This window comes from Paraburkholderia podalyriae (genome assembly GCF_014397785.1).
In the GTDB taxonomy this organism is placed as follows: domain Bacteria; phylum Pseudomonadota; class Gammaproteobacteria; order Burkholderiales; family Burkholderiaceae; genus Paraburkholderia; species Paraburkholderia podalyriae.
In genome coordinates this window covers 100,285-123,033 of record NZ_VZQQ01000021.1, presented here as the reverse complement: position 1 = coordinate 123,033, position 22,749 = coordinate 100,285, and the positions used below count along the sequence as shown (strand labels likewise).

Here is a 22,749-nt window from a genome sequence, read left to right as displayed (position 1 = left end):
ACGGCTAAGGCCCGGCTCGCCCGCGCGCACTTCCCGACCTACCTATTCCGCCTCGTCCTCATGGTCGGCGATGCAGGTTGGAATTCGTGAAATTCCATCTGCATTCCTTATCAAATCGTTGGCAATTGCTTTTATGTTAAATTGAACGGACGTCAGGACAGCGAACAGCGGGTGCACAACCACGGTTTTGGCAAAACGCCGACCATGGTTGAGCATTTTGCCAAAACGGGCGCCACCATGACCATGGTAGCTTTTGTACCGGCAGGGCCGGAAATCCGCGCTGAACTAGCAATGCTCGAGCAATTACTGGACGCACGCATTCGCAACGAGACAGACCTCGCTGAGCTTGCGAGCGAGCGCGTCGCTGTTGAAGTGAGCGACCGCCTGACGGCCCGGGGGCTGAAAGCGGATGAATTTGCGTTCATCATTCGACGGCGCACCCTGACGCACAGGCGGCAGCAGCACGAGCGTCTGTCGACCGAAGAATCGGATCGGGCGATTCGCCTGGCCCTGCATTAGTCCAGATTGACGAAGGATATTTTGCCTGATGGTCCTCTGGAGAATCAGCAACCACGCCGATCTCAAGGGGGAAACACTCTTGCGTCAGGAAATCGGGAGCACTGCGGATGTGCCGGACACCTACCAGTTGCTCAGGGTCCAGGTGGACGATGGCGTGACGATCTCCGAGATCGCGGAGGCCACCTGTCCACCTGAATGGCGCGACGACTAGGCGTGGACGCTAGGCTGCCGGCACCGAGTGGCCAACGCACGCCACTTCCGCCCTTCACATCCCAACCTGCAAAAAGGTATATGCCATCAGTTCCGCCCGCGTGCTTTACGGGTCGTCTATTGGAGATTTACTTCGCATAACCGACTTTTTTATTCTTGAAAGGGTCTTGACTTTCGATGCCTCATAGAAGGGTTTTAGTTACCGATCGCGGCCTGACTTCATCGGATCTTGCTCACGGGTTCGTAGCCGCGATCGCCAACCAAAAAACCCTCTGCATTATGCGCTGCAGCGCATAATGCGGAATCCCGACCGCCCCTCAAATTCGCTAACGATTTCAATTTCCTCTTCGCCGGGTTCCAACGCAAGTTTCATTTGCTACGAAGCGCTGCGATCGGTCGTCGTCATTGAGGAGATCGAGATCCGCAGCGACATATCCGGATCAGAGCGGTAACAACGAATTCCTAGGGGCAACCGCGGGATTATTTGCAGATATCAACCCCAGGGAATCACCGCATTTATAGTGCCGTGCAGGTATAGTTGCTGGCGAGATTGCCCCCGGCAGCCGAACTACCGGTGAACTGCGGATAGTAGCCATAGCGGCACATCGGCTTTGACGCGATCACGTTATACGGAGGCAAAGGCTGTCGGTTCGTCAGCGTGAGCGACAAGGCAGGCTTGTTGCCATTGACAACCCAATCGTCAAGTACGGCAACGATGTCGATATGACCAGGCGTGCCATACGTCGGCGCATTGGCGGTGCCCGCATCCACGCCGGCAGACACGTGGCCAAGCCCCGTCGCACCATAGACGGCGAAGAAGTTATCGACCGTGGCCTGGCCGAACTTCGACACAACTTCGTCGTAGTACTCGAAGCCGGTCTGTTGACCGTTGCCCTTGTCCGACAGGTCTTCGCGCAGAATATACTTCCCTCCATTAGCATAGAACGCGCCCAGATCGGGGTTGGTCATATCCATCATCGCCGAGAGCTCCTGCAGACGCGCCTGATAAGCGGCCGGATTGAACGAAAGGAAATCGGCCTGCGCATTCTTGGTGACGAAGTACTGCACTAGCGTCTGGCCGATGCTATAGCTCAGTCCACCGCCACCGGTTGCAGAAGGTCGGGTTGTACCGATCGACCAGTTCGTGATGCCGCCGACGATTTCCGAGCCGTAAAGGTAGCCCGGATAGGACGTGATGCCGTTGGCCAGTTCGAACGGGATCACCTGCCCGTCGTAATGCCAGCGCAGCGTAGCCAGTTGAGCGTCAGAGAAACACGTCGACCCCTCGTCAGTGCCGGAAGCACAGCGCTTGGCTGCTAGGGCGGCATCGGCCAGCGGCTTGCATGCTTTGTAATTGCTGACGACATGATCGACGATGCCATCAAGGCCATCGCAAGCCGCCTCGACGGTGTCTTCGATCAACTGTTGTTTGCCACCCAGCCAGCTTCCGGCCGTGCTCTGGACCTGGCCGGACGACAGCTGACGCAGCCATAGCCCGATCAGTCGGATAACCGGGTCGATCGACACGATACCGTTGAAGTCTTTCGGGTACTTCTGGGCCATGATCATGCCTTCGCGGCCGCCTTCCGAGCCGCCGAGGTAGTAGGCCTGCTTCGCCGGATGGTTGTAGAAGGTCTGCATCAGCTGCACTCCTACGTCGTGCGTGTTCTTATACGACGCGTAGGCGTAGTTTTTCAGCGACTCGTCATTCAGCGCAAACGCGCCACTCGGGACCCCCGCCGCGTTCTGGTGGCCGGAGTCCGTGCCAAGAGTGACATAGCCTTGCGTCAACTGAAGCTGAGTCTCGGGGCCTTGTTGCTTGGCGGGATCGAGACCGGTTATCAGCGTGCCGTTGGTCCCGCCGCCGCCGAACTGGATCGACTTGCCGATCCACGTCGAGGGCAGGTTCACCTCCGCCTTGGTCGTTGATGCGTTGGAGTCGACCGGTTTGATGTCGACCAGAACCTGGCAGAAATCCGGCGTCCCCTGAACAATCACAGTACTCGCAGCATTCGGCGCGTCGGCCACCGCGGGCTTGAATACCGCGGCCGTGACCACGGCGCCTGACGAAGGTTCGCCGAGCAGGGTTGCATCGATGGTCTTGCCTACGAGGGCCGCGCAAGACTTGTTTGCGTTAGCGACGACGACGGGCGTCGCGTAGGACTTGGGATCCGTGCTGCTGGTACTGGCGCCTGAAAGGTCGTGACCTCCACCGCAGCCGGCCAGAAGCACCGGCACGACGGACGACCCGATCACCACAGACCAGGCAGCATTTGACTTGAGCGCGTCTTTTCCGCGACGAAATAACATTGAGGTGTCTCCCACTGTAATTGGATTGGTCGGAACGAACGGTTGATTCGGCTCAGCCAGCGGGGAGATATCCTCGGCGTGAAGCCAGTGATCTTCTCGTCGTCTCCCGCCGCGTCGCCTTTGCACCGGCTTCGCTCCCCCTGACGGCCTGTTACGGCATATCGCCCGAACAGATGTGCTCGTGATTGAATTTCGTGCACGCCATCAGCGGTAGACGCGGCCTTAAGCAGATGCCGCAGTCTTCGAATAGGCTTGAAACTACCGCTGCCAAATCTTCGCACTGGACAACCTGGCCCGCCACGCATTCGCCTATCGCGGTTATGCGTTGCCCTAATACCCCCGGGTTTGTTCGGGGCCAAAGGGAAAGGTCATCGCTGCTGCGATGCTCTACTGCTGCGTGGTGTCAGTGTCGGTCTGCGGTGCTGCGTCCTCGCACGCCTGCAGGAACCCGCTCAGGTTCAGCGAAGGAATGCCATAGCCACGAGTCACCAGGCCGATTGATCGGCGGGTCGCGGGCAACCGTAGCGGAAGCACGCACAATTGGCCGGAGAAACCTTTTGACAGCGCATCCCCGCGTGACGCGAATGCGAGACGGTCGGATTGCAGAACGAATGCGAAGGTCATGAACGGACTGTTCGCCTGAAGTGTCCCGTCAGGCAATTCGAGTTCCTCGGCTTCAAACACCTTCTGAAGCGCATGGTCGGCAGGGGTGCCTGGCAGCGGACGCACCCACGGCCACGCAAGCAATTTGGCGAGTGTGAGGTTGTGATCGTCGAGGCACGGATGATCTCGACGCGCAACGACAACCAGGTCGTCCTGGAAAAGATGGATCTGCTTCAGATCTCCGACGTCGCCGTCCGGGCGTAGCGCCCCGGCGATCACATCGATATCGGCGTTGGCGAGCTGGCGCACGAGGCTCTCGTACGTTCCGTCGACAATTTGAATTTCAACTTCGGCATGACGATCCTTGAGCAGCTCGATTGCTTTCGGCAAAAACGTCGGAACGGAGAGCGGCAACACGCCAACGACAACGCGTCCGCCGACGGCTCCGCGCCATGCCGCGATTTTGACCTCCATCGACCGCAGTTCCGCCATCATCAGCTTGACGCGCCGCAATAGCGATTCCCCTGCGATAGTCAGCCGGGTGCCGGCTGCCAGTCGATAGAAGAGGCGTATGCCTAACAGATTCTCGATGGCATGAAGCGATTGATGCACCGCCGACTGTGAGACCCCAAGCGTCTGCGCGGCCGTGGCCTCGCTCCCACAAGCCGCAATTGCGATAAACGCTCGCAGTTGACTGGCCGCCACAACTGCAGCGAAGCGCACCGGTCCTTGGCTGCTGCCCTCGGGAACCGTCGCTGCGAAAGCTTCGAGGGCTCCATTTGTCAGATGATGAAGCATTGTCTCGATGTGGATAGTGAGCCGCGCACCCAGTTGGGTCGGGTTCATTCCTCGGGTCGTGCGCTCGAAGAGTGGCTGTCTGAAGCTTTCTCCAACTCGATGACCGAGCGCGCTATCGCCGACTGCGATAAATGAATCGCCTCCGAAGCGCGCATGGCGCTTCCGCACTTCGAAACCGCCAGCACCGACCGAAGAGACCGGAGGTATTCGAGAAGCGGGGGCAAGTCGCCCGCATGCAAGGCAGCTCTGTTCAAGGACTTGCGCGGAACACCATTCATGGCATCCGGGGTTGGTTGTTGGTCCATTGCGAACAAAACGGTCCTAGGGATTGGCAGCGAACAACTCAAACGAAGCGACCCGTTTCGTGATGTACCATGCGTCATCGATGAACGCGAACTCGTCATCGAAGCGGCCAACGATCTGCTGGCCGCGCGCCGGTCGGCCGAATTGGCCTGGATCGTCGTCGGTATTGCCGTTCCAAAGAAGCACCTGAGTTGCTGCTACCGCACGATCGGACGCAACCTCGGTGAAATTCGTGCCGAGAATCAGATGCCGGCTGATACGATTCGCCGGCCGTGCTGCATAGGAGGCGATGATCGCGTCGCAACCCCTGAGCGCCGCGCCATTCGGACGCACGAGCAGTGCGTCGCCGGCGAAGACCTCCGCCAGCCTCGCGAACTGGCCGCTGTCGATCAGATCCGCAGCCGTTATGACGAGCGCACGACAGGCATGCTCGGCGATGAGTCGTACGACGGGAGCGAGCATCGCGTTAGCCATCGACAGTCTCCTGTTCCATCGACCATTTCGCCCATTCGAGCAGCGCTGCGCTCACGTCAGCAGGCCGCTCCATCGTCGACATATGCCCGCTGTGTTCGATGGCACGCAGGCGGGAGGCCGGTATCCGTGCCTGCATTTCCTCGTGGCGCGCGAGTGGACTCCAGCGGTCTTCGCGGCCGCAGACGAGCATCGTGGGACAACGGATCTCGTCGAGCAACGCGGTGGCGTCCGGACGATTGAGCAGGGCGTTGATCTGCGCCGCGAATTTTTCGGGGGTGCTGCGCTCCATCATGTCGAGAATCGCGTGGCAGACATCCGAATCGAGCCGATCGGAATGAACCATCCCCGGCGACCATTGCTCGCCCATCGCGCGCATGCCCTTTTTAGGCGCGAGTTCGAGCAGCGCGAGTCGCTGCGCGCGTTCGCATTCGCCAGCGTCAGCGGCGGGGCGGACCTGATAGCCCGTGTCGAGCAGCGCGAGACCCGCAATACGCTCCGGTGCGCGGCGGCATACTTCGAAGGCGACTCTGCCGCCCATGGAATGCCCCGCCACGAGCACGCGCTCGGAGCCCACGGCCGCGAGCACGTGATCGGCCATTGCACCGATCGAATCCAGCACCGCGTAGTCGGGTATAAAGCACTTTCCCAGTGCGCTGAGCGCGGAGACCTGCTCGGACCACACTGCTCCGTCGCATAGGAGGCCTGGCAGCAAAGCGATTTGAATGGCCATCAATATTGCCTGTGTATATAACTCAGAACGGCCGCTTGCCCGAAAATTGCCAAATACAAAAACGGACTACCTTATGGCCAACCTGGACGTACTCCGGTGTGCCCAATCGTTTTCGTTTTGAACTTGGTCACCACGCTGGGGCCTGTCGTTACGCGCCCCAGCAAGCTGGACTGACGCGGCGATGCGCATCAACGCACCGCAACCGCAAGTCGGTCTATCGCATCACTTGCGGGCACGACGAGTTGAGAACCGTTGCTTGACCGACGCGCCTGAATGCCGCGACGGGCCTAGCGACTCTATCGCGACGCGCTCGCCCGACTTCGCTGCAAAACATTATTACAGCCCCTTCGTTTCAAGCAGCGCGACGATCATCCCGCCACGGCCCTCATACCGTCGAAATTAGGCGGCCCGGGCCAGCAAACCGTGCGGGTCTATGACGAATTTCTTGGGCACGCCCGCGTCGAACTCCGCGTAGCCAAGCGGCGCATCATCAAGTGAGATCACCTGGACGTTGACAACCTTCGCAATATCGATTTTGTCGGGATCGACCAAATCGGGATAGACCAATGACTGGACTTCTACTTTCCCGTGACCAACGTAATCGACACCTCTATTTTCACCCATATGGGACTCCCGATCTGGTGAAACGTGTTAGCGAATTGCGACGAGCTCTGCAGTTAAAGACACCATCGTGGGCGCCAACGCGGGGGCAGCGGCTTTTCTAGAGATCGAGCACCAGTAGGGCCGATCGTGCCCGCGAACAGCATGGCAAGAACTGGTCATTCGCTGCGCGCTCTTCCTCGGTCAGGTAGAGGTCGCGATGCGCCGGCTGGCCGTCGAGAACGCGGGTAAGGCATGTTCCACAAACGCCCTGTTCACAGGAGACGGGAATTTCAACGCCTGCTTTACGGAGGGCTTCGACGACGGTCTGGTTGGGCGCAACATCAACGGTTTGTCCCGATGAACTGAGCATCACCTGGAACGCACCATCACCGATGCAATTTTGGTGATCAATGCCACCAAAGTACTCCCGGTGCAGGTTGTGCGCTTTCCATCCAATTGCTGTGGCGGTGTCCATCACCGCTGAAATGAAGCCAGCGGGCCCGCATACGTATAAATGCTTGCCAGCATCCGGTTTCGCCAACACCTCCGTCAGCTCAATCCTGGGCGTGTTTCCATCTTCATCGATGTAAAAATGCACCGGAATGTTCACATCGGCAAACTCAATCAACCTCTCGCGAAACGCCAGGCGCTCGTGATTTCTCACGCAGTAGTGCAGCTCAAACGACGCCGATTCTGCTGCAAGCGACTCCGTCATGCAAAGAACTGGCGTTATACCGATCCCACCCGCCAGCAGGATTGAGTGTCGAGCATCGTTCGTTAGAGGAAAGTGATTTTTAGGCGCGCCGATCTCCAACATTGCGCCCTCCCCTAGCTCATGCATTGCAATCGAACCACCACGGGAGGCCGGATCGCGCAGGACTCCAATTCGATAAAAGGAAGAATCGTGCGGACTATTGCACAGGGAATATTGTCTGACCATGCCGCCGACGTGAACGTCGATATGCGCGCCCGCGTCGAACACAGGAAGCGGGTCCCCGCTGGGATCCGCAAGTTCAAACATAAGAGTATCGGTCGCAACGGCGACCCTTCGCGTGATGATGGTCTTCATGGCATTACGAAACGAGGTTTGGCTTCTGATTCAGAGCAAATCCGCTTTTTAATGGGCATTGCCGCCAGCGTCGCGCGGCTCCATGGACAGGACGTCTAATTGGCTGCGCTGAGTCCTCACGGGAAACTTGCGCAATTGATATCGAAAAGCTGATCTCGCGGGCCGGTTGCGCGCGCAACGATAGCGGACGCGGGCGGCGCGCACCGCCCGTGTCCATCGTCAGCCGCTGCCGTCAGAACTTGTGCTGGATCCCCAGCATCGCGCCCGTCTGGTTCTCGCCCGGCGCCACCGAACCGCCCGCCGAGACCGCCGACGCACCCTTCTGGCTGTTGATCATGTAGCCGAGCAGCGCGTATACCGACGTGCGCTTCGACAGCAGATATGTGGCGCGCGTGGCGATCAGCGTCGAATTCGACGTGCCGTGGATGTCGTAATGCAGCGCCTGTGCGTCCAGCGACACCGCAGGGGTCGGCAGCCAGTTCACCCCGGCGAAATAGATGTCCGAACGCAGCGACGCTGCTGCCGCATCGACGTCACGGTGAATCCAGCCTATCCCCACCCGGCCCGGACCGAACCGGTAGTAGCCGTCGACCACGGTGTGCGTGTCCTTGTACGCGCTGCTAGTCAGCGGTGCCGTCGCGCCCTTGCCGCCGCGCATCTGGTCATAAGACGCCGCCACGCCAAAGTTCGTCGCGTCGTACGCCAGCATCCCGGTGAACTGCTTGCACGCCTGGAAGTCGCCCGGCACCTGGCCGCCGCAGTTCGTCGCCGACGGACCGGCCGGGCCTGCCGCGTCACGCCCGAAGCTGTACGTCGCGCCCACCGTCACGCCGCCGAACTTGCCCATGTACCCGATCGCGTTGTCGCTGCGCGCGTTCGCGAGGTAGGGGTCGAAGTTCGCCATCGAATGCATCGACGGTCCGATGACGTCCGCATTACCCGTCACGTAGTACGTCATGTTCATCTGACGCCCGAGCAGCACGGTCCCGTACTGGTTGCTCAGACCGACGTTCGCCATCCGGCCCCACAGCCGGCCGCCGTAGTTCAGGCCGCCCGTGGACGGCGCGAAGCCGTTCTCCAGGTTGAACACCGCCTTCAGGCCGCCGCCCAGGTCCTCGCTGCCGCGCAACCCGAAGCGGGACGGGACTTCACCCGTGAGGGGCGACATACCGACGAAACTTCCACCGGTTGCTGCGTGGTTGTAAAACTCGACACCTGTATCCACGATCCCGTAGAACGTCACGCTGCTTTGCGCATGCGCCACCCCTACCCCTGCTGCCAACAACAGACTCGCGGCTAACGACTTCTTCATCTCCAAACTCCGTTTCTGGTTTTATATGCTGCCGGATCTGTTTTCGCCCGGCCTGTATTTATTACGGATGGCTAACTAATAATATTTTTCGGCATCCGTCCTACCACTCCTCGATCGATTTCGACGGCGCGCTCAGGCTGCGCGTTTCACCATCCCGTGCGGATCGATTACAAACTTCTTCGGTGCGCCAGCATCGAATTCCGCGTAGCCGCGCGTCGCCTCGTCGAGGCCGATCAGCTCGACGCCGACGGTCTCCGCGATATTGATGCGGTCCCACAGAATCGCCTGCATCAGCGCTCGGTTATATTTCATGACCGGGGTCTGGCCGGTGAAGAAGCTATGCGACTTCGCCCAGCCAAGCCCCAGACGGATGCTCAGCGCGCCCTTCTTCGCCGCGCTGTCCACGCCGCCCGGATCTTCGGTCACGTAAAGACCCGGAATGCCGATGCGTCCCGCCTCGCGCGTCACTTCCATCAGCGAGTTCAGCACCGTCGCCGGGGCCTCGTGCTGCGCGCCCTCGTGACCGTGGCCGCGCGCCTCGAAGCCGACCGCATCGATCGCGCAATCGACTTCCGGCGTGCCGAGAATCGCGGCGATCTGGTCGGCGAGCGGCGCATCGCGCGACAGATCGGCTGTTTCGTAGCCCAACGCACGCGGATGCTGGAGACGCGCCGGGTTCACGTCGCCGATGATCACGACGGCCGCGCCGAGCAGCCGCGCCGAGGCGGCGGCGGCCAGCCCGACCGGGCCCGCGCCGGCGACATAGACCGTGCTGCCAGGACCGACGCCAGCCGTTACCGCGCCGTGATAGCCGGTCGGCAGAATGTCGGACAGACAGGTCAGGTCGCGGATCTTCGCCATCGCCTGGTCGCGGTCGGGGAACTTCAGCAGGTTGAAGTCCGCATACGGGACCATCACGTACTCGGCCTGCCCGCCGACCCAGTCGCCCATGTCGACGTAGCCGTACGCGCCGCCGGCGCGCGCCGGGTTGACGGTCAGACACACGCCCGTGTGCTGTTCCTTGCAGGTCCGGCAGCGGCCGCACGCGACGTTGAACGGCACCGACACCAGATCGCCGACCTGCAGCGTCTCGACGTCCGGGCCGGCCTCGATCACTTCACCTGTGATCTCGTGGCCGAGAATCAGCCCTTCGGACGCGGTCGTGCGGCCTCGCACCATGTGCTGGTCGGAACCGCAGATGTTGGTCGTCACGACTTTCAGGATGACGCCATGTCCGATGCGGCGTCCGCGCGGATCCTCAAGTTTGGGGAACGGAATGGACCGCACTTCGACGACGCCCTGCCGGACGTACGCCACTCCTCGATTCGTTGTCATCAAGCCTCCTTTTCAGGTTGGAACGCCGCCCGCCTGCGGACGACGTATAAAGCCGGCTGCAAGGCCGGCGCTGACGCACTGTCTCCGGCGCGTCGATCGGCCAGGGCAAGCGGAACCCGCCCCCGGTTCGCGTGGACAGCACTCATGCGCCGGTCTCGCGAACGAACGTGAAATGCGCCACCCGTTCGGCAATCCGCCATCCGTCATCGGTCTTCACAAAGCGGTCGTGGAACTCGCCCAGCACCTGACGCGCTGCGGCGGGTCGGCCGAACGGGCCGACGGGATCGGACGTCGAGCCGGTCCACAGCAGCACGCTGCTCGTGCCGCTCGCGCTCCGCGGCGACTCGACGTCGATCAGCACGCTGCCGACGTGATGCCGGCTGATGCGGTCCGCCGGACGGTTGGAGTACGCGGCGGCGATCGCCGGGTGTCCGCGCAACTCGGTTCCGTCCGGGCGACGCATCACGCCGTCCGGCGCGAACAGCGCGGCGAGCCCCGCTGTGTCCCGCGCGTCGTTGAGCAGAGCGAAGCGCACCACGAGGTCATGGCAGGCCTGTTTCGCGAGGATCGTGTCGAGCGCCGTCATCGTGTCGTGCGTCATGGGGTCTCCTTGCCTTCGGCCCGCGAGTCTTTCCGGTCGAGCCAGCGCAACAGTGCGCGGACCACGTCGTGCGGTGCCTCCATCGTCGTCATATGCCCTGAGCGCTCGATGATCTCGAGCACCGCGCCCGGGATCTGTTCGTGCATGTCCGCGTGTCGTTCCAGCGGACTCCAGCGGTCCTCGCGGCCGCACAGCAGCAGCGTCGGACAGCGGATCCCGGCGAGCAGCGCGGTCGCGTCGGGCCGGCCCAGCAGCGCGTGGATCTGCGCGTCGAACTGCTCGGGTCTGCTGCGCTCGATCATGTCGAGAATCGCTTCGAAAAGCGGCGTGCCCACCTGCGCCGGCAACACCATGCCGACCGCCCATGCCGCGCCCATCGCGCGCATCCCCTGCTCGCGCGCCTGCGCCAGCAGCGCGTAACGGCCCGCGCGTTCGCGCTCGCCTGCGTCGCCGGCCGCGAGCGGCTGATAGCCGGTATCGAGCAGCGCGAGCCGTTCGACCCGCTGCGGCGCCTGGCGCATGATCTCGAGCGCGATGCGGCCGCCCATCGAGTGCCCGGCAAGCGCGAAGCGCGGCTCCGGCACAGTCGCGAGCACGTGCGCGGCCATTGCCTCGATGCTGTCGAGCTTGCCCCACGACGGGATCCGGCATTCGGCCTGCGCCGCGAGCAGCGCGGCCGGCCCCGACCATGCCGCGTGATCGCACAGCAGCCCCGGCAACAACAGCAGAACAGGACGAGGCGCCGTCATGCCGCCACCTCCATTTGGGTACGGGTATTCGTGTCGTGTCCGCTCCAGATCGCGCGGGGAATCGACACCGTACCGTCGAGCAGCCAGCGAGCGGTGCGCAGCAGGCCCGCGCCGGTCACTTCAAGCGTGCCGTCGGCGGCATGCCCGAAGTGAAGCTGGACGTCGAACGCGCCGGTCGGATGCTCGATCGCCAGCACCGGCGATGCGCCGTCCGCGACCGTCGCCAGCCCCTCGCACACGGAGCCGGGCAACGCCGCGGCGGTCGCGACGCTGACCGCCGCGAGCACCCCGATCGACGAATGGCAGCGATGCGGGATGAAGCAGCGGGTATGGATCGCGCCGCCGTGGCGCGGTGCGGACACGATGCCCATCTTCGGCACGGTGCGAGCGGCGACGTCGCCGAGATTCAGCCGGGGGCCGAGCGCGCGCCGGATCGCCTCGATACGCGAGGTCAGCGCGGTGTTCGCCTCCAGTTCCGCGCATGATTCGTCGCCCGTCACACCGAGATCGGCGGCGCGCATCAGCACGAGCGGCATGCCGTTATCGATGCAGGTCACCGGCACGCCATCGACGACATCGCGCCGCTGCCCGGTCGGGAACAACGCGCCGCACGTCGAGCCCTCGGTGTCGCGGAAGATCAACGGGATCGGCGCGGCCGTACCCGGCACGCCGTCGATCGAAACCTCGCCGTCATAGCGCACCATGCCGTCCGGCGTCTCGATCGTCGCGACCGCTACCTGGCCCGTGTTGACCATGTGGATCGTCACCTGCGTCGTGTCGCCAGCCACCGGCACCAGCCCGCGCTCGATCGCGAAGGGCCCGACGCCCGCCAGCACGTTGCCGCAGTTCTGGCCATAGTCGACGCGCGCCTCGTCGACCACCACCTGCGCGAACAGGTAGTCGATCTGCGCGTCGGGCCGGGTCGACTTCGACACGATCGCCACCTTGCTCGTCAGCGGGTTCGCGCCACCCATGCCGTCGATCTGGCGCGGATCGGGCGAGCCCATCGCGGCCAGCAGCACGCGGTCACGCAGCGCCGGATCGGCGGGCAGATCGCTCGCGAGAAAGAACAGCCCTTTCGACGTGCCGCCACGCAGCACGGCTAGGGGAATGCGGGTTTGAGCATGCATTGCGCGTCTCCTCAGCCGGCGTCCAGTTCGTCGAGCGAGTCGACGTAGCGCAGGCCCTTCGCGGCGAGCTTCTCGCGCATCTTGTAGTAGTCGAGCCCGAATACGCCACCGGCCAGAATCCGGCGCTTCCTGTCCTCGTCGGCGACGCGCGCGGCAGCCGCCTCGGCCACCTTCGCGGCACTCGCGTGCGGGACGATCACGATGCCGTCGTCATCTGCGACGACGACGTCGCCGGGATTCACGAGTTGCGCGCCGCAGACCACCGGCACGTTGACCGAGCCGAGCGTCTCCTTCACGGTGCCCTGCGCGGAGATCGTGCGCGACCAGGCAGGGAAACGCATTTCGGTGAGCGTGCGCACGTCGCGGCAGCCGGCGTCGATCACGAGCCCTTTCACGCCGTGCGCCTGCATCGACGTCGCGAGCAGATCGCCGAAGTAGCCGTCGTCGCACGGCGACGTGATGCCGACCACGACGATGTCGCCCGGCTGGCACTGCTCGATCGCGACGTGCAGCATCCAGTTGTCGGCGGGCGGCGCGAGCACCGTCACGGCCGGACCGGCGATCGCCGCGCCCGCATAGATCGGCCGCAGTTGCGAGCTGACCAGACCGAGCCGGCTCTGCGCCTCGTGGACCGTCGCGCTGCCGGCCGCGCACAGCGCGTCGACGATAGCCGCGTCGACGCGGGGAATCTGACGAACGACGACACCGCGCTTCATGCGAGCACCCCCGTGACGGTCGGCGTCAGACGCATGAGGCCCTCGGCATACTTGATGTCGCGCGTGGCGGTAATGCCGATGTTGCGCTTCGCCTGCACGCCGCGCTGCAGCGCGACGCGTGTGTAGTAATCCCAAAGATGTTCCTGGCCCGCCATGCACTCGATCGCCGCGCGCTTGCGCTCCCATACTTCCGTGATGTCGATGAAGGTGTTCGGCATCCACTCGCATTGCTCGGTCTGGTGCGGTTCGAACGCGAACACGGCCGGCGCGCCGATGATCTTCTCGCCAGGCCGGTGGCCCTCGGCCTGCGCGATGATGCGCGCCTCCTGCGCGACGTGCATCGCGAGCGGGTGGTCGAAGTTATACGGGTCCTTCTCCGAATGACTCAGCACGAACGACGGCTGCAGGTCGCGATAGACGTCGACGAGCCGGAACAGCGCTTCGTCGTTGACGCGCAACGGGTAGTCGCCGAGATCGAAGAACTCGATTTCCGTGCCGAGAATGTCCGCGGCACGCTGCGCTTCTTCGCGGCGAGCGGCCTTCACGGTCGACTCAGTCATCTGCGGTCCCTTGCGCCACAGCTTGGCAGACTCGCCGCGCTCGCCGAACGACAGGCATACGACTTTCATCCGGTAGCCCTGCGCGACATGCGCGGCGATCGTGCCCGCTGCGCGCCAGACGAAGTCGGCCGAGTGCGCGCTGACGACGAGGCCGGCCTTGCCGGCCGCGTCGGTGGATTGGGGGGTATTCGTCATGGTGTGCTTTTCCTAACAGTTTGACAGTGCGCCACGAGGCGCTTATTCACTCTCACTAAGCGCTTTCGAGGCCGACTAGCGTGCCGAGCAGCGCGCCGTCCGCCGCGAGGTCGCGGCTGAGGCCGGCCCAGACTTCGCGCCCCCGATCGAGGACGAGCGCGCGATCGGTCGGCTCCAGCGCGAGATCCGCGTGCTGTTCGACGAGCACGACGCCGATGCCCTGGTCCGCGCGGAGCTTCCAGAACGCATCGACGAGCTGGTCGACGATCACGGGCGCGAGGCCTTCGAACGGCTCGTCGAACAGGATCACCTTCGGATTGCCGATCAGCGCGCGGCCGATCGCCAGCATCTGTTGCTCGCCGCCGGACAGCTGGTGGCCGAGATTGCGGTTCCGCTCTTCGAGACGCGGGAACAGTTCGTACACGCGCTCGAGCGTCCAGTTGCCGGGCATTGCCGACACCACCAGGTTTTCCTCGACGGTCAGCGAGCGAAAAATCTCGCGTTCCTGCGGCACCAGGGCGAGCCCGGCGCGCGCGCGCCGCCACGCGGGCCACGCGCTGATGTCCTCGCCGCGATAATGCAGCGTGCCGCCATGCATGGTCGTCAGACCAAGCAGGCTCATCAGCAGCGTGCTTTTGCCGACGCCGTTGCGGCCGAGCACCGCGACCGCTTCACCCAGCGCGACGCCGATGTTCACGTTTTCGAGCACGCTCGTCTCGCCGTAGCCGGCGCTGAGCCCATTCAGGTCCAGCAGTGCGTCAGGCATCGTGACGTCTCCCCAGATAGATATCGCGCACGCGCGGGTCGTTGCGGACCGTATCGATGTCGCCTTCCAGCAGCACGCCGCCCTCGACGAGCACCGTGATGCGTTTCGCGAAACGGAACACGAGATCCATGTCGTGCTCGATCACCATCACGGCAACGTCGGAAGGCAGCCGTTCGAGCAGGTCGAAAACCTTGCGTCCCTGCGCGGACGGCACGCCCGCGACCGGTTCATCGAGCAGCAGCACCTTCGGATCGAGCGCGAGTCCGAGCGCGATCTCGACCTGGCGGCGCTGCCCGTATGCGAGTTCCGACACGCGGCGGCCGGCGAGATCGAGAATTCCCAGCGCGCGCAGCCCCTCCGCCGCCTCTTCGACGAGCGCCGGACGATGCCCGAGCGCGCGGCCGATGCGACCGTCCAAGCCATGCTTCGCGCTGAGCGCGAGCGCAATGTTCTCGGCGACCGTCAACGTCACGAATAGCGAATTGAGCTGGAACGTGCGGGCGAGGCCGAGCTTCACGCGCTGATGCGCGGACATCGACGTAACGTCGCGGCCGCCGACCTTCACCGAGCCCGCATCGGGCCGCAGCACGCCGGTAAGCAGGTTCATCAGCGTGCTTTTGCCGGCGCCGTTCGGGCCGATCAGCGCATGCCGGTCGCCGGGCGCGAGCCGCAGCGCGACCCCGCGAGTCACTTCAAGCCGGCCGAAGCGCTTGGACAGCCCATTCACCTCCAATGCAGGCGTCATCACGCGACCTCCTTCGCTGCGGCGGCCGGGCGCCGCTCGCGGCGGCGCGTCGCGAAGCGCGCGACGAGCCCGTCCGGCGCGAACCGCACCACGAGAATCAGCACCACGCCGAGCGCCGCCAGCCAGTTGACCGGGTCGATCGCCGCCGCACGATCCGACAGCACGACGAACACGGCGGCGCCGAGGATCGCGCCATAGAGCCGCCCCGGGCCGCCGAGCGCCACCATCACGAGCACGTTGGCCGACAGCGTGAAGCCGAGCGTGTCGAGCGCGACGATGTTGTTGACCTGTGCGGACAGCGCACCCGCGATGCCGGCAATCGCCGCCGCGATCGTGTACATCACGAGGCGGCGCGTGCCGACCCGCACGCCGAGCAGCGCCATGCGCACCGGGTTGTCGCGAATGCCCTGGGCGGTCAGGCCGAGCGGCGAATTGACGAGATAGCGCGCGAACAGGTAGACGAGGACCAGCACGCAGAATGCGTACACGTACGCGGTATGGCCGTAGATGTCGAACGTGAGGCGGCCGAACAGCGGCGCGATGGTGTAGCCGGTCAGGCCGTCGTCGCCCATCGTGAAGGCCTTCGCCACGTTGCCGAGTTCATAGAGCAGCGTGCTGCAGGTCAGCGTCAGCATGATCTGCGTGAGCCCGCTCACGCGCAGCACCGCAATGCCCGTCACGAGGCCGACGACCGCGCCCGCCACCGCGCCGATCGCGAGGCCGACGAAGGCATCCTGTCCCACGTGCATCGCGAACAGTCCGGCCGCATAGGCGCCGCTGCCGAAGAAGGCCGCATGGCCCAGCGTCTCGATGCCGGTATAGCCTTGCGCGAGATCGAGCGAGAGCGCGAACACCGCCATGATCAGCACGCTCGTCGCGAGCGCGAGATAGGTATCGGCGAACACGTAGGTCGCCAGCGCGGCAACGACGAACAGCGCTTCGAAGAGCCCGATGCGCCTGTGCGAGAATGCGTGACGGATCGATGGACCGTTCGACGTATTGCCCGAAGTGTTGATTGCATGCTTCATTGCGTCAGGCCCTTCCGACGAGGCCGTGCGGGCGGATCAGCAGGATCGCGAGCACGGCGAGGTAGATCACGAACGCACCGGCGACGGGCAGGTAGTAGCGTCCGAAGGTGTCGATCAGCGCAAGCAGCAGCGCCGCGTACAGCGAGCCGCGCAGGCTGCCGAGGCCACCCGCTGCGACGACGATCAGCACCAGCACCAGGTACTTCAGCGCGTAGTACGGTTCGAGCGGCAGGATCTGGCTGCTGAGCGCGCCGCCGAGACCGGACAGACCGCAGCCGATCGCGAACGTGATCGAGAACACCACCGGCACGTTGATGCCGACGCAGCGCGCCATGCGGGGGTTGTCGACGGCCGCGCGCAGCTTCGCGCCGAAGTTGGTGCGTTCGAGCCCCAGCCAGATACCGATTGCGACGACCGCACTGCATGCGAGCGCGAACATCCGGTAGATCGACACCGACAGCGCGCCGAACGTCCAGTTGCCCTGCAGACTCTCTGGCACCGGAATCGCCTGCAACTGCGGGCCGGCCAGGTTCTTGAACAGCGCGCTGATGATGAAGGCGAGGCCGATCGTCATCAGCAGTTGTCCGAGGCCGTTGGCCTCGTACACCCAGCGGTACAACGTGCGTTCGAGCAAGGCGCCGACGAGCATCGTGCCCGCGATGCCGAGCACGAGAGCCGCGTAAAAGTTCACGTTCAGGTGCTGCATCGCCCAGAGCGTGAAATAACCGCCGATCATCGCGAAGGCGGAATGCGCGAGATTGACCACGCGCATCACGCCGAGCGTGACGGTCAGGCCGACCGAGATCAGGAACAGCATCATCCCGTAGGTGATGCCGTCGATCGACAGCCCGGCGAAAGTGACAAGGGAATGCATCATGATCCGAACACCCTGCTCGCTGCTGCCATTACTGCACCGTGGTCGGATGGGCCTGGTACCACGGCTCCATCACTGCCTTGTAGGTCGCGATCGGCTTGTTGCCGAGCACGCCGTCGATCTTCTCGACCTGGCGGATGTACACGTTCTGGACGATTTCACGCGTCTTCGGATCGATCGACACCGGGCCGCGCGGGCTGGTCCACGCGAGTCCCTTCGCGGTCGCCATGGCCTTGTCGCCATCCTTCTGACCGTGCGTCGCCTTCACCATCTCGGCGACCACGTGCATCGCGTCATACGCCGCCACCGAAGCGATGCTCGGAATCGCATCCTTGCCGTACTTCGCCTTGTAGGCGGCCACGAATGCCTGGTTTTCCGGCGTCGTGAGATACGGCGAGTAGTGCAGGGCCGTCTGCAGGCCGAGCGCGCTGTCGCCGATCGCGGGCAGGTCCGATTCCATCGTCTCCGTCGTCGCCAGCAAAGTGATGCCCGACTTGTCGAGACCGCGGTCCTTGAACGCCTTGATGAAGCCGGCCGACATCGGGCCGACCGGCATGAACAGCAGCACCGCCTGCGGCTTCGCATCGCTCACGCGCTGCAGGTAGCTCGAGAAGTCCGTGGTGCCGAGCGGCACGCGCACTTGCGCCGCCACCGTGCCGCCGAGCTTCTTCAATGTGTCGGAATACGCGTCGATGGCATCCTGCCCGGGTGCGTAGTCAGCGACGACGATCGCCGCGCTCTTCGCGCCGTGGCTGACCGCGTACTGCACGAGCGGCACGCTGACCGTCCACTGCGTGAAGCCCATGCGGATGAAATACGGCGACTTGCTGGTGACACTGGAGGTGCCCGAGTTGCCGATCAGGAACGGCGTCTTCGTCTGGTTCGCGACGTCGGCGACCGCCAGTGCGTTCGGGGTAAACGCGGTACCGAACAGGTACTGCACGTGATCCCGCACGACCAGTTCCTGGGCGAGCTGACGCGTGCGCTGCGGGTTGACGCCGCCCTCGTCGCGCGAGACGACGGTGAGCGTGTCATTGCCGACCTTGCCTTTGCTCTGGTCGAGAAAGAGGTCGACACCGCGCTGGTATTCCTTGCCCCACCACGAATACGGGCCGGAAAACTGGCCCAGCAGACCGACCTTCACTTCGTCGGCGTGGCTCAGGGCCGGTTGCTGGAAAAGTACCGCGCACATCAGCGCGAGCCATGTCTGGCGCTTTGTCATTGTGGTGTCTCCTCGACGACGTCTTGGGTCGTCAGTTTTCAGGTGTCCCGACCGCGTCGGGATCCTATGTGTCGGAAAATGAAGCTTAATGAACGGCCGGGATCCCGTCGATTGCAACTCTCTGCGTGCACATTGCGTTTTTCGTATATCCCCGGGATTTCCCGTACGGGATCCCAAACGGATCTAGCGACGCTTCACCCGCGCATCGTCAGCCGCGCACGAAAGGGCGCTGCGGGACGCGCGCAGGCCACGACGGCATGGGCCGAAAACACACAGGAAAGGAAGACGCGCGCGATGCCCGCGCGTGCGTCGGACGGCTCAGGCACCACCGCGCATCGCGGCCGACACCGCGCGCAGCTCCTCGACCAGTTGCAGCGCGCCGGGCGACAGCACGCCGTCGCTGCGCGTCGCGATGCCGATTGCGCGGGTGGCGTCCCGCAGCGGTACGGGCACCACGGCGAGTTCGCCGCTCTGCAATTCTTCGAAAATCTGCACCGGCGACAGCAGCGCGAGCCGGTCACTGCCCGAGAGCAGCCCGCGCACGACCGCCGAGCTGTTCACCTGCAGCCGCGTCTTCGGCGGATCGAGCCCTTCGGCGACAAATATTCGTTCGAAGGTCGTGCGGGCCGGCGTGCCGGGCAGCGGCGTCAGCCAGTCGTAGGTCATCAGGTCCGCGAGCGTCGTGGCGCACTGGTTGAAGCACGGATGTCCGGGGCGCGTGACCACCCTCAATGTGTCGTCGAACAGCGCTTCCTGGCGGATATCAGGCGGCACGTCATGCACGCGCAGCGCGCCGACGATCATGTCGACGTCCGCATGGCGCAACTGCCGGATCAGCGCATCGTAGGTGCCGTCGACGATGGTGACCATCAGGTCCGTGTGCTTGCACACGAGCCGGTCGATCGCCTGCGGCAGCAGAAAGCTGCTCGACAGGGGCAGCGCCGCGACGACCACCGAGCCGTGTCGGCGACCGCCGAAGCGGCCCAGTTCGTCGTCGGCGATGGCCAGTTCCCACAGCGCGCGCTTGACGGGCCCGAGCAGCGCGAGGCCGTCGTCGGTGAGCCGCGTGCCTTGCGGCGTACGGCGGAACAGCTTCATGCCCGACAGATTCTCGAGCTGGTCGAGGTTGCGCTGGATGGTCGGCTGCGAACACTGGAGCCGCTGCGCCGCGAGCGCGCCGCTGCCGAGTTCCGACACCGCGACAAAACTGCTCAGTTGCGGCAGCGTCACCACCTCGGCGAAACGGCCCGCGCCGCGCTCCACATTGCGCTCCGCGCCGTCGGACCGGACCGCGTGGGCAAATGCCTCGCGATGCCCGTCAGCCAGTTCGGCGAGCGCGCGCGTCGCGCGCATGCCGAGCAGGCTCCCTGCCGGATTCGGCACGAGGCCGCGCACGCTGCGCTGGAACAGCGGGAAACCCAGCTCGCTCTCGATGTCCGAGATGGCGCGGGCCACCGCCGAAGGCGACAAATGCAGCGAATGCGCGGCCTGCGTGACGGATTCGTGGCCGATCACCGCGACGACGGCGCGCAACGAGCGCAGCTTGAGCAGCAGCACGCCGCCGCCCGGCGCGCAAGGCGCCGCACGCCCCCATGAATCCGGTTCGCCGCTGTCTTGCGGACACGCCGGTTCGGCGTCGATACAGACCGGTCCCATGTCGCGCCCCCCCTCGAACGCCGCTCAGCGCATGGTCGGCACGCGCCGGGTTGCGAGGAACGCATCGAGCGTCTCGCCGCGCATGCTCGCGTAAACTTCCAGATTGGACAGCCGGGCGACGCGCGCGAATTTTTCGAGCACGAAGAAATTCACGCCGTGACGCACGAGCCCGATCCAGTCGAGCCGCGCAATCATCGCCTGCTCGTCGACCGTGAGCCCGGCCGCCGCCATCGTCGCGGCGGGATCGGCGACGTAGGCGGCGCGGTAGCTGGCGTCGATCATCCGCCAGAAGAAGCGGTTCAGCTTCAGTGTCCGGTTGCTCGTGCGCAGATCGAATATGTAGGTGCCGTCGACCTGCTCGATGCCTTCGAGTTGCGGATTCATACGGCCTCCTCGTAGACGGTAACGGTCATCGCGGTCGTCATCCCAAGGTAGTAGTTCAGGTGGACGCGCTTCACGGCCGGGCCGAGCGCGCCGCGCATCGACAACCACATGATCTGCTCGACGCTTTCCGCGCCGCCGCGCCGCACGTACTCCGCGTGCTTCAGTTCGGCCAGCTGTTCGGGATCCCGTTCGAGCAGGTCGAGGAAGGTGCGATCCCATTCCTCGTCGTTAAAGCCGGTGCGTTCGCCGTGGATCTGGTGCGACAGCCCGCCCGTGCCGACGATCACGACGCGCAGGTCCTCCGGATACGACTCGATCGCCCGACGTACCGCCTGGCCGAGCTTGTAGCAGCGGCGCCCGGTCGGCAGCGGATACTGCAGCACGTTGATCGCGATCGGCACGATCGTGCCCGGCCAGTCCGGGCGGTGCGGCCACATCAACGGCAACGGCGACGTGCAGCCGTGATCGATCGGCTTGTCCTGGAACACCGCGAGGTCGAATTCGTCGTTGACGAGCGATTCGGCGATATGCGCCTGCAGCGCGACGTCGCCGCGCAACGGCGGCAGCTGACGCGCGCCGCCGCCTTCGTCCGCGATCGGAAACGATTCGCCGATGCCGATGGCGAAAGTCGGATAGAGGTCGAAGAAGAAGGTCGTGCAGTGATCGTTGTAAAAAAACACCAGGACGTCGGCCCGCTTGTCGGCGAGCCACTGCGCGACCGGCTCGTAGCCCTTGAACAACGGCGCCCATGCCGGATCGTCCTGCTTGCCCCTGTCGTAGGCGAGGCCGATCGTCGGTACGTGCGACGTACCGATCCCTCCGATGATTGTTGCCAAAACCTGTCTCCCGTGTTGTTGCGTGGCGGATCGGCAACCATCGCGGCGCGCCGGCTTTGTGGGCCGCGGCGCCCGCCGACGAGCTGTCCATTGTGGGTGTCAATGCTACATTGGATCCCGAAATAGTAAAAATCAGGGTTTATACCGCTGTTTTTTGGAGATTTGGGATCCAATAATTCACCCATCCTATCTTGGCTTCTAATGCCGGTTCCTTTTTGAGGATCACGATGCTTCATGCGACTCCGACCATTCTGCAACTGCGCGAGATGATCCTGAACGGCGTGCTCGAACCCGGCGAGCGCGTCAAGGAAGCCTCGCTCGCGGAGCAACTCGGGGTGTCGCGCATGCCCGTGCGCCAGGCGTTGCCGGTGCTCGCGCAGGAAGGCCTGCTCGTGCGTGCCGGCAATCGCGGCTACGCGGTGCGCGCGTTTACGCCTGGCGAAAGCCAGCAGGCGCTACGTCTGCGCGGCGCGCTGGAAAGCTTCGCCGCGCGCGCGCTCGCGGAACGGGGCGCGCCCGAAGCGCTGCTCGCGCAGATGGAGGCATGCCTCGCCACCGGCGACGCGCTGCTGTCAGCGCGCTCGATGACCTCAGAAACCCAGATTCAGTACGCGGAGATGAACGCGACGTTCCACGAACTGCTCGTTGGCGGCACCGGGTCGGGGCTGCTCGAATCGTTCGTGATGCGCTGCAATCTCGTGCCCTTCGTTTCGCCGGGCAGCGTCGCGTTCGGCCACACCGACCGTAATCTGTCTGTCGATCTGCTGACCTACGCGCATCGCCAGCACCACGCGATCGTCGAGGCGATCCGCCGCCGGCAAGGCGATCGCGCGGAATTCCTGTGCCGCGAACATATCGTCACGCAGGAATACAGCATGGCGCACGACTGATTCGCCGGCCGGCCCGCCGGCCAAACCGGATCAACGACGCGTCGTCACGGCGAGCCGCCGCCGGGACCCTTGCATTTTTGATTAGCTATCTCAATCACGATGAACGGACGGGAGCGCGACACGCTCCCAGG

23 protein-coding genes and 2 pseudogenes are annotated in these 22,749 nt (G+C 64.2%); 3 read left to right on the top strand and 22 right to left on the bottom strand.

Going from position 1 to position 22,749, the window contains the following annotated elements; translation table 11 throughout:
- Positions 1-237 precede the first annotated feature (237 nt).
- Together F6X42_RS23995 and F6X42_RS23990 are read left to right on the top strand one after the other, a co-directional pair.
- Positions 238-510: pseudogene (locus F6X42_RS23995) on the top strand (antitoxin Xre-like helix-turn-helix domain-containing protein); the annotation flags it as partial.
- A gap of 37 nt (positions 511-547) precedes the next feature.
- On the top strand, positions 548-730 hold the full coding sequence (locus F6X42_RS23990; protein ID WP_187636572.1) for a hypothetical protein: 183 nt from the start codon (positions 548-550) through the stop codon (positions 728-730).
- A gap of 515 nt (positions 731-1,245) precedes the next feature.
- On the opposite strand, the gene F6X42_RS23985 is transcribed toward F6X42_RS23990, so the two are convergent.
- From F6X42_RS23985 to F6X42_RS23880, 22 genes and pseudogenes are all read right to left on the bottom strand, one after another.
- Positions 1,246-3,039: a tannase/feruloyl esterase family alpha/beta hydrolase gene (locus F6X42_RS23985; protein ID WP_187636571.1), complete on the bottom strand. Its 1,794-nt coding sequence runs from the start codon at positions 3,037-3,039 to the stop codon at positions 1,246-1,248.
- Between the two features lie 387 nt (positions 3,040-3,426).
- Positions 3,427-4,488, bottom strand: coding sequence for a LysR family transcriptional regulator (locus F6X42_RS23980; RefSeq protein WP_187636570.1), 1,062 nt, complete (start codon positions 4,486-4,488; stop codon positions 3,427-3,429).
- Positions 4,485-4,595, bottom strand: a complete 111-nt coding sequence (locus F6X42_RS45965) for a hypothetical protein (RefSeq protein ID WP_376776413.1) — start codon at positions 4,593-4,595, stop codon at positions 4,485-4,487. The genes F6X42_RS23980 and F6X42_RS45965 overlap by 4 nt, the downstream gene beginning before the upstream one ends.
- A 166-nt stretch (positions 4,596-4,761) precedes the next feature.
- Positions 4,762-5,217, bottom strand: coding sequence for a nuclear transport factor 2 family protein (locus F6X42_RS23970; RefSeq protein ID WP_187636568.1), 456 nt, complete (start codon positions 5,215-5,217; stop codon positions 4,762-4,764).
- Positions 5,210-5,947: an alpha/beta fold hydrolase gene (locus F6X42_RS23965; protein ID WP_187636567.1), complete on the bottom strand. Its 738-nt coding sequence runs from the start codon at positions 5,945-5,947 to the stop codon at positions 5,210-5,212. The genes F6X42_RS23970 and F6X42_RS23965 overlap by 8 nt, the downstream gene beginning before the upstream one ends.
- Before the next feature lie 399 nt (positions 5,948-6,346).
- Positions 6,347-6,487, bottom strand: a pseudogene (locus F6X42_RS45960) (formaldehyde dehydrogenase, glutathione-independent); the annotation flags it as partial.
- A 181-nt stretch (positions 6,488-6,668) separates the two neighbouring features.
- A complete protein-coding gene (locus F6X42_RS23955; RefSeq protein WP_187636566.1) occupies positions 6,669-7,619 on the bottom strand; it encodes a PDR/VanB family oxidoreductase in 951 nt (316 codons plus the stop codon).
- Positions 7,620-7,851: 232 nt separating this feature from the next.
- On the bottom strand, positions 7,852-8,931 hold the full coding sequence (locus tag F6X42_RS23950) for a porin (protein WP_187636565.1): 1,080 nt from the start codon (positions 8,929-8,931) through the stop codon (positions 7,852-7,854).
- A gap of 132 nt (positions 8,932-9,063) precedes the next feature.
- Positions 9,064-10,266 carry a formaldehyde dehydrogenase, glutathione-independent gene (gene fdhA / locus F6X42_RS23945; RefSeq protein ID WP_187636564.1) on the bottom strand — a complete coding sequence of 401 codons (1,203 nt, stop codon included), beginning with the start codon at positions 10,264-10,266 and terminating at the stop codon, positions 9,064-9,066.
- A gap of 142 nt (positions 10,267-10,408) precedes the next feature.
- Positions 10,409-10,867 carry a nuclear transport factor 2 family protein gene (locus F6X42_RS23940; protein WP_187636563.1) on the bottom strand — a complete coding sequence of 153 codons (459 nt, stop codon included), beginning with the start codon at positions 10,865-10,867 and terminating at the stop codon, positions 10,409-10,411.
- Positions 10,864-11,616: an alpha/beta fold hydrolase gene (locus F6X42_RS23935; protein WP_187636562.1), complete on the bottom strand. Its 753-nt coding sequence runs from the start codon at positions 11,614-11,616 to the stop codon at positions 10,864-10,866. The genes F6X42_RS23940 and F6X42_RS23935 overlap by 4 nt, the downstream gene beginning before the upstream one ends.
- Complete coding sequence (locus tag F6X42_RS23930; RefSeq protein ID WP_187636561.1) at positions 11,613-12,746, bottom strand: 4-oxalomesaconate tautomerase; 1,134 nt, start codon at positions 12,744-12,746, stop codon at positions 11,613-11,615. The genes F6X42_RS23935 and F6X42_RS23930 overlap by 4 nt, the downstream gene beginning before the upstream one ends.
- 11 nt (positions 12,747-12,757) lie before the next feature.
- Positions 12,758-13,462, bottom strand: a complete 705-nt coding sequence (locus F6X42_RS23925) for a 4-carboxy-4-hydroxy-2-oxoadipate aldolase/oxaloacetate decarboxylase (protein WP_187636560.1) — start codon at positions 13,460-13,462, stop codon at positions 12,758-12,760.
- Positions 13,459-14,217, bottom strand: coding sequence for a PIG-L deacetylase family protein (locus F6X42_RS23920; RefSeq protein ID WP_187636559.1), 759 nt, complete (start codon positions 14,215-14,217; stop codon positions 13,459-13,461). Before F6X42_RS23920 ends, F6X42_RS23925 begins: the two co-directional genes overlap by 4 nt.
- A 55-nt stretch (positions 14,218-14,272) precedes the next feature.
- Positions 14,273-14,983, bottom strand: coding sequence for an ABC transporter ATP-binding protein (locus tag F6X42_RS23915; RefSeq protein WP_187636558.1), 711 nt, complete (start codon positions 14,981-14,983; stop codon positions 14,273-14,275).
- A complete protein-coding gene (locus F6X42_RS23910) occupies positions 14,976-15,728 on the bottom strand; it encodes an ABC transporter ATP-binding protein (RefSeq protein ID WP_187636557.1) in 753 nt (250 codons plus the stop codon). The genes F6X42_RS23915 and F6X42_RS23910 overlap by 8 nt, the downstream gene beginning before the upstream one ends.
- Positions 15,728-16,756 (bottom strand): branched-chain amino acid ABC transporter permease, encoded by a 1,029-nt coding sequence (locus F6X42_RS23905; protein WP_187636556.1) that lies wholly within the window; start codon positions 16,754-16,756, stop codon positions 15,728-15,730. The genes F6X42_RS23910 and F6X42_RS23905 overlap by 1 nt, the downstream gene beginning before the upstream one ends.
- A 4-nt stretch (positions 16,757-16,760) precedes the next feature.
- Entirely contained in the window at positions 16,761-17,633 is an 873-nt protein-coding gene (locus tag F6X42_RS23900) for a branched-chain amino acid ABC transporter permease (RefSeq protein ID WP_187636555.1), read from the bottom strand.
- Between the two features lie 28 nt (positions 17,634-17,661).
- Complete coding sequence (locus F6X42_RS23895; RefSeq protein ID WP_187636554.1) at positions 17,662-18,852, bottom strand: ABC transporter substrate-binding protein; 1,191 nt, start codon at positions 18,850-18,852, stop codon at positions 17,662-17,664.
- A gap of 318 nt (positions 18,853-19,170) precedes the next feature.
- Positions 19,171-20,508: a LysR family transcriptional regulator gene (locus tag F6X42_RS23890; RefSeq protein ID WP_187636553.1), complete on the bottom strand. Its 1,338-nt coding sequence runs from the start codon at positions 20,506-20,508 to the stop codon at positions 19,171-19,173.
- A gap of 24 nt (positions 20,509-20,532) precedes the next feature.
- Complete coding sequence (locus F6X42_RS23885) at positions 20,533-20,892, bottom strand: protocatechuate 3,4-dioxygenase (RefSeq protein ID WP_187636552.1); 360 nt, start codon at positions 20,890-20,892, stop codon at positions 20,533-20,535.
- Positions 20,889-21,728 carry a gallate dioxygenase gene (locus tag F6X42_RS23880; RefSeq protein ID WP_187636551.1) on the bottom strand — a complete coding sequence of 280 codons (840 nt, stop codon included), beginning with the start codon at positions 21,726-21,728 and terminating at the stop codon, positions 20,889-20,891. Before F6X42_RS23880 ends, F6X42_RS23885 begins: the two co-directional genes overlap by 4 nt.
- Before the next feature lie 227 nt (positions 21,729-21,955).
- Between F6X42_RS23880 and F6X42_RS23875 the strand changes: the two genes are divergently transcribed.
- Positions 21,956-22,618, top strand: a complete 663-nt coding sequence (locus F6X42_RS23875; protein ID WP_187636550.1) for a GntR family transcriptional regulator — start codon at positions 21,956-21,958, stop codon at positions 22,616-22,618.
- The last annotated feature ends 131 nt before the right edge of the window (positions 22,619-22,749 follow it).

Bases quoted from the DNA above. Each gene is read 5' to 3' on its own strand.
- F6X42_RS23875 (WP_187636550.1), top strand. From the start codon at position 21,956: ATGCTTCATGCGACTCCGACCATTCTGCAACTGCGCGAGATGATCCTG.
- F6X42_RS23900 (WP_187636555.1), bottom strand. From the start codon at position 17,633: ATGATGCATTCCCTTGTCACTTTCGCCGGGCTGTCGATCGACGGCATC.
- F6X42_RS23920 (WP_187636559.1), bottom strand. From the start codon at position 14,217: ATGACGAATACCCCCCAATCCACCGACGCGGCCGGCAAGGCCGGCCTC.
- F6X42_RS23905 (WP_187636556.1), bottom strand. From the start codon at position 16,756: ATGAAGCATGCAATCAACACTTCGGGCAATACGTCGAACGGTCCATCG.
- F6X42_RS23990 (WP_187636572.1), top strand. From the start codon at position 548: ATGGTCCTCTGGAGAATCAGCAACCACGCCGATCTCAAGGGGGAAACA.
- F6X42_RS45965 (WP_376776413.1), bottom strand. From the start codon at position 4,595: ATGCGCGCTTCGGAGGCGATTCATTTATCGCAGTCGGCGATAGCGCGC.
- F6X42_RS23925 (WP_187636560.1), bottom strand. From the start codon at position 13,462: ATGAAGCGCGGTGTCGTCGTTCGTCAGATTCCCCGCGTCGACGCGGCT.
- F6X42_RS23955 (WP_187636566.1), bottom strand. From the start codon at position 7,619: ATGAAGACCATCATCACGCGAAGGGTCGCCGTTGCGACCGATACTCTT.
- F6X42_RS23985 (WP_187636571.1), bottom strand. From the start codon at position 3,039: ATGTTATTTCGTCGCGGAAAAGACGCGCTCAAGTCAAATGCTGCCTGG.
- F6X42_RS23895 (WP_187636554.1), bottom strand. From the start codon at position 18,852: ATGACAAAGCGCCAGACATGGCTCGCGCTGATGTGCGCGGTACTTTTC.
- F6X42_RS23930 (WP_187636561.1), bottom strand. From the start codon at position 12,746: ATGCATGCTCAAACCCGCATTCCCCTAGCCGTGCTGCGTGGCGGCACG.
- F6X42_RS23885 (WP_187636552.1), bottom strand. From the start codon at position 20,892: ATGAATCCGCAACTCGAAGGCATCGAGCAGGTCGACGGCACCTACATA.
- fdhA (WP_187636564.1), bottom strand. From the start codon at position 10,266: ATGACAACGAATCGAGGAGTGGCGTACGTCCGGCAGGGCGTCGTCGAA.
- F6X42_RS23965 (WP_187636567.1), bottom strand. From the start codon at position 5,947: ATGGCCATTCAAATCGCTTTGCTGCCAGGCCTCCTATGCGACGGAGCA.
- F6X42_RS23910 (WP_187636557.1), bottom strand. From the start codon at position 15,728: ATGACGCCTGCATTGGAGGTGAATGGGCTGTCCAAGCGCTTCGGCCGG.
- F6X42_RS23940 (WP_187636563.1), bottom strand. From the start codon at position 10,867: ATGACGCACGACACGATGACGGCGCTCGACACGATCCTCGCGAAACAG.
- F6X42_RS23890 (WP_187636553.1), bottom strand. From the start codon at position 20,508: ATGGGACCGGTCTGTATCGACGCCGAACCGGCGTGTCCGCAAGACAGC.
- F6X42_RS23935 (WP_187636562.1), bottom strand. From the start codon at position 11,616: ATGACGGCGCCTCGTCCTGTTCTGCTGTTGTTGCCGGGGCTGCTGTGC.
- F6X42_RS23915 (WP_187636558.1), bottom strand. From the start codon at position 14,983: ATGCCTGACGCACTGCTGGACCTGAATGGGCTCAGCGCCGGCTACGGC.
- F6X42_RS23950 (WP_187636565.1), bottom strand. From the start codon at position 8,931: ATGAAGAAGTCGTTAGCCGCGAGTCTGTTGTTGGCAGCAGGGGTAGGG.
- F6X42_RS23970 (WP_187636568.1), bottom strand. From the start codon at position 5,217: ATGGCTAACGCGATGCTCGCTCCCGTCGTACGACTCATCGCCGAGCAT.
- F6X42_RS23980 (WP_187636570.1), bottom strand. From the start codon at position 4,488: ATGAACCCGACCCAACTGGGTGCGCGGCTCACTATCCACATCGAGACA.